At 74.0% G+C, this 4,432-nt stretch carries 4 protein-coding genes and 1 pseudogene; 3 read left to right on the top strand and 2 right to left on the bottom strand.

Translation table 11 applies throughout. From position 1 onward, the window contains the following. Together G3I53_RS28100 and G3I53_RS28095 are read right to left on the bottom strand one after the other, a co-directional pair. Window positions 1–475: pseudogene (locus tag G3I53_RS28100) on the bottom strand (ATP-binding protein); the annotation flags it as partial. A gap of 145 nt (window positions 476–620) precedes the next feature. Further along, window positions 621–1,016 carry a cell division protein SepF gene (locus tag G3I53_RS28095; RefSeq protein WP_164335229.1) on the bottom strand — a complete coding sequence of 132 codons (396 nt, stop codon included), beginning with the start codon at window positions 1,014–1,016 and terminating at the stop codon, window positions 621–623. Window positions 1,017–1,321: 305 nt separating this feature from the next. On the opposite strand from G3I53_RS28095, the gene G3I53_RS28090 reads away from it, so the two are divergent. From G3I53_RS28090 to G3I53_RS28080, 3 genes are all read left to right on the top strand, one after another. Beyond that, on the top strand, window positions 1,322–1,777 hold the full coding sequence (locus G3I53_RS28090; RefSeq protein ID WP_164335231.1) for a TerB family tellurite resistance protein: 456 nt from the start codon (window positions 1,322–1,324) through the stop codon (window positions 1,775–1,777). A gap of 230 nt (window positions 1,778–2,007) precedes the next feature. Next, window positions 2,008–3,354, top strand: a complete 1,347-nt coding sequence (locus G3I53_RS28085; RefSeq protein ID WP_164335233.1) for a hemolysin family protein — start codon at window positions 2,008–2,010, stop codon at window positions 3,352–3,354. Next, window positions 3,351–4,367, top strand: a complete 1,017-nt coding sequence (locus G3I53_RS28080; RefSeq protein ID WP_164438909.1) for a hemolysin family protein — start codon at window positions 3,351–3,353, stop codon at window positions 4,365–4,367. Before G3I53_RS28085 ends, G3I53_RS28080 begins: the two co-directional genes overlap by 4 nt. Window positions 4,368–4,432 lie beyond the last annotated feature (65 nt).

Raw genomic sequence — 4,432 nt, 5'->3', positions numbered from 1 at the left:
GCCCGGGGTCGCGCAGCGCGGTCTCCAGCAGGACCCGGCCGCCGGCCGTGAGCCGCTCCCCCACGATGCGCAGGGCGGGTTCGGCCTGGACGGCGACCTCCAGGCGGACCGGCCCCTCGGGTCCGTCGGCGGTGCAGCCGATGCGGAAGCCGCGGCGGTGCTGGGCGTCGGCCCGGGACCGTTCCGGGACGCAGGCGCCGGGTTCGGGGAAGGCGTCGTCGAGCCGCGCCCCGCCGCCGAGCCGGGCGAGCGCCTCATAGGCCCGCAGGGCGGTGCTCTTGCCGCTGCCGCTGGGGCCGGCGAGGAGGGTGAGCGCCCCGAGCGGCAGGGTGACGCCCCGGTGGCCGGCGAACGCCGACAGCAGCAGCTCGGTCACGCGCGGCCGGTCGGGGCGGGGGTCTCCGGGGACGGCACCGGGTGCGGGGAGGTCCGGGAGCGGCCGGAGACGGCCGACGGTGGGGGAAGTCGGGGTCATGGGCGGGACGTTAGGACCCCGCCGCCGGGGCGAACCGTTCCGCTCGTGCGGGCTTCCCACGAACGGCGAGGCGGCCCCCGCCGCCGCGCACGCCCTTCCGCGCCCCGGCACGCCCGCGCGCGGGCGGGGCGGGCGGGGCGGGCGTTCACGCTCCCGGGACCCCGACCCCCTCCATCAGGCCGGTCACCTCCATGCCGGCCGGGGTGAGCAGGAACACGTTCCGGTCGACCCGGTGCATGCCGCTGGCCAGCCCGAAGACGACCCCGGTGCTGAAGTCCAGCACGCGTTTGGCGACGTCCGTCTCGGCGCCGGTGAGGTCGAGCAGGACGGGTATGCCCGACATGAGGGTCTCGGCGACGTCGCGCGCGTCCGCGAAGACGTTCACGCGCAGGACGACGAAGCGGCGGCGGGCCTGCGTCTCGGCCTCGGGCAGGGACCGGTGGTTCACCTCGGACGGCCAGGCGTCGCGGCCCCGCAGCGGCACGACCTGGGCCAGGCCCGCCCACTGTTCGTCGGTGACGTCGTGGCTGCTCACCGGCATGCTCCGTCCTGGGTCGCGCTCGCTGTCTGCATCGGGTAATTCTTACGCATGGTCACCCGTTCGGCCCAACAACGACACGCTCCGCCATCGCCCGGGGCGCCCGCCCCGCGGGCCGTGTCCGGATATCGGCCGCATCCGGCGCGATGGTGCGGCAAGGCGGGGAACTTCTCCGCCGGACCGCTAGTTTCTACAGTGCTGTAGACATATGGGGGCCGGGTTCGCCGTCCAGGCGGACCGGGCGCTCCGGCGCACGGGGACACCCGGGCACCGAGCAGACCGAGCAGACCGAGAAACATGGAGTGGGCATGGCCCTGTGGGACCGTCTCAAGGATTCCGCGTCGCAGATGCAGAACCAGTTGGTGGCGAAGAAGAACGACCTCAAGAGCGGCGCCTTCCGGGACGCGAGCATGGCCATGTGCGCCCTGGTCGCCGCGGCCGACGGCACCGTCGACCCGTCCGAGCGGCAGCGCGTCGCCCAGCTCATCGGCACCAACGACGTGCTGCAGAACTTCCCCGCCGACGACCTGCGCCGGCGTTTCGAGGACAACCTCAACAAGCTGACCGCCGACTTCGCCTTCGGCAAGGTCAGCGTGCTCCAGGAGGTCGCCAAGGCGAAGAAGAAGCCGGCCGAGGCGCGCGCCGTGATCCAGATCGGCATCGTCATCGGCGGCGCCGACGGCGACTTCGACAAGGACGAGCAGGCGGTCGTGCGCGAGGCGTGCTACGCGCTCGACCTGCCGCCGCACGAGTTCGACCTCTGATCCGGGCCGCACCGCCGCGGTACACCGCACGGCCTCCGGGCCGGGCCGGTGCCTGGAGGCACCGGCCCGGCCTGCCCGGGAACACGGGCCCGGTCATAATCGTTGGCACCGAGACCGACCTGTAGGAGGAGTGCGCACGTGTCCGCCAGATCGACGGACCCCCCGGGACCCAGTCCCCGACCATCCCGTCACCACTCGAGTGACCGCGGCACGCGACGGGATGGTGTTCGATGAGTGCCGCCGAAGCGTTGCTGGGCGTCCTCGCCGTGTTCGTGCTCACCGCCGGCACCGGCTACTTCGTCGCCCAGGAATTCGCCTACGTCTCCGCCGACCGGCTCGCCCTCGCCCGTGAGGCCGAGGCCGGGAACCGGCAGGCCGCCCGCGCCCTGAAGGTGCTGGAGCGGCTGTCCTTCATGCTGTCGGGCGCGCAGCTCGGCATCACCGTCACCGGCCTGGTCGTCGGCTTCATCGCCGAGCCGTCGGTGTCCGCCCTCCTGCGGCCCGTCCTGTCCGGCGTGGGACTGCCGGACTCGGCCGTCAGCGGCATCTCCGTGGTGCTCGCCTTCGTGCTGGCCACGATCGTGCAGATGGTGCTGGGCGAGCTGGCCCCGAAGAACCTGGCGATCGCCGTGCCGGAGCGGCTGGCCAAGGCGCTGGCCGGCTCCACCCTGGCGTATCTGAAGGTCGTCGGCCCGCTGGTGCGGGTCTTCGACGGAGCGGCCGACCGGCTGCTGCGCCGGATCGGCATCGAACCGGTCGAGGAGCTGCACCACGGCGCCACCCTGGAGGAGCTGGGGCACCTGATCGGCGAGTCCCACGAGAACGGCGCCCTCCCCCGGGACACCGCCACCCTGCTCGACCACGCGCTGGAGTTCTCCGAGCGCACCCTGCACGAGGTGATGGTGCCGCGCCGGGACGCCGTGTTCCTGCGCGGGGACGCCGGCGCCGAGGAGGCGGTCCGGCTGATCGCCGCCCACGGCCACTCCAACTACCCGGTGCTGGGCGACCATCCGGACGACGTCACCGGTGTGATCGGCGTGCGGGAGCTGATGGCGCTGCCCGCCGCCGAGCTGGCCGGTGCCACCGCGGCCGGGGTGGCCCGCAGCCCCCTGCTGCTGCCGGACACCCTGGAACTGCCGGACGCGGTCGCGCGGATGCGCGAGCAGGACGACGAGTTCGCCGTCGTCCTCGACGAGCACGGCGGCGTCGCGGGCATCGTCACCTACGAGGACATCGCCGAGGAGCTGGTCGGGGACATCGCCGACGAGAGCGACACCGTCGCGCAGCTGGCGGTGGCCGACGGCGACGGCTGGCTGGTGGACGCCGGCCGCCGGCTGGACGAGGTCGCCGAGGCGACCGGCATCCGGCTGCCCGAGGAGGACGACTACGAGACGGTGGCCGGTCTGATCGTGGACCGGCTGGGCCGCTTCCCCACGGTCGACGACCGGGTGACCGTCGAACTGCCCGCGGGCGGCCACGCGGTGCTGGACGTGCGCACGCTCGACCGGCACGTGGCGGAACGCGTACGGATCACGGCGCTCACCGGTGAGCTGGACCCGGTCGAGGAGGGCTCATGAGTTTCCCGACGGCTCTCTTCGTGACCGTGCTGCTGCTGATCGGCAGCGGGTTCTTCGTGGCCGCCGAGTTCGCCCTGGTGGCCGCCAAGCGGCACCGCATGGAGAAGGCGGCGGCCGACGGGCGGCGCGGTGCCGGTGCCGCGCTGGCCGGGATGCGCGAGCTGTCGCTGATGCTCGCCGGCGCCCAGCTGGGCATCACCGTGTGCACCCTGGGCCTGGGCTCGGTGTCCAAGCCCGCCATCTCGCACGAGCTGGACCCGCTGCTGCACCGGCTGGGCCTGCCGAGCGCGCTCAGCTACGGGGTGGCGTTCGCCGTGGCGATGATCGTCGTGGTGTTCCTGCACATGGTGGTCGGCGAGATGGCGCCCAAGTCCTGGGCGATCGCCCACCCCGAGCGGTCCGCGATGCTGCTCGCGCCCCCGTTCCGGGCCCTGGTGAAGGCCGTACGGCCGCTGATCCGGGTGCTGAACGCGGTGAGCAACGCCCTGGTGCGGCTGTGCCGGGTGACCCCGCGCGACGAGCTGGCCCCGGTCCACGACCGGGAGCAGCTCACCCACCTGGTCGCGGAGTCGGAACGGCTCGGGCTGATCAGCTCGACGGACTCGCAGCTGCTGACCCGGTCGCTGACCGAGCCGGAGACACCGGTCGGCGGGCTGGCCGTGCCGGCCGCGGACATCGTCTCGGTCGACGGCGGCGCCGGGGTGGACGAGCTGCTGCGGGTGGCGGCGGACCACGACCGGACCCGTCTGCTGGTCCGGGAGGGCGGCGCCGTGCTCGGCTCGGTGCACGCCCGGGACGCCCTGGTCGCCCGGGCCCGCGGGCGGGTCACGAGCGCCCGGGAGCTGGCCCGGCCGGTGCCCGAGGTGACGTCCGGCACGACCGTCGCCGACGCGATCGACGTGCTGCGCCGCCGCCGGTCCACCCAGGCGGTGGTCCGCGACGGCTCCGGCGGTCTGGTCGGCATGGTCACCCTGGACGACCTGCTGGCGCGGCTGATGCAACCGGCGGCGTGACGCGCGACGGCCGCCCGGGACACGGATGATCCGTGTCCCGGGCGGCCGTGCGCCGTGCCGGTGCG

The sequence above is a fragment of the Streptomyces sp. SID14436 genome (assembly GCF_010548465.1).
GTDB lineage: Bacteria > Actinomycetota > Actinomycetes > Streptomycetales > Streptomycetaceae > Streptomyces.
Note: the sequence above shows the minus strand (reverse complement) of the source record. Positions and strands in the feature narration are given on the sequence as shown.

Bases quoted from the DNA above. Each gene is read 5' to 3' on its own strand.
- G3I53_RS28095 (WP_164335229.1), bottom strand. From the start codon at position 1,016: ATGCCGGTGAGCAGCCACGACGTCACCGACGAACAGTGGGCGGGCCTG.
- G3I53_RS28090 (WP_164335231.1), top strand. From the start codon at position 1,322: ATGGCCCTGTGGGACCGTCTCAAGGATTCCGCGTCGCAGATGCAGAAC.
- G3I53_RS28085 (WP_164335233.1), top strand. From the start codon at position 2,008: ATGAGTGCCGCCGAAGCGTTGCTGGGCGTCCTCGCCGTGTTCGTGCTC.
- G3I53_RS28080 (WP_164438909.1), top strand. From the start codon at position 3,351: ATGAGTTTCCCGACGGCTCTCTTCGTGACCGTGCTGCTGCTGATCGGC.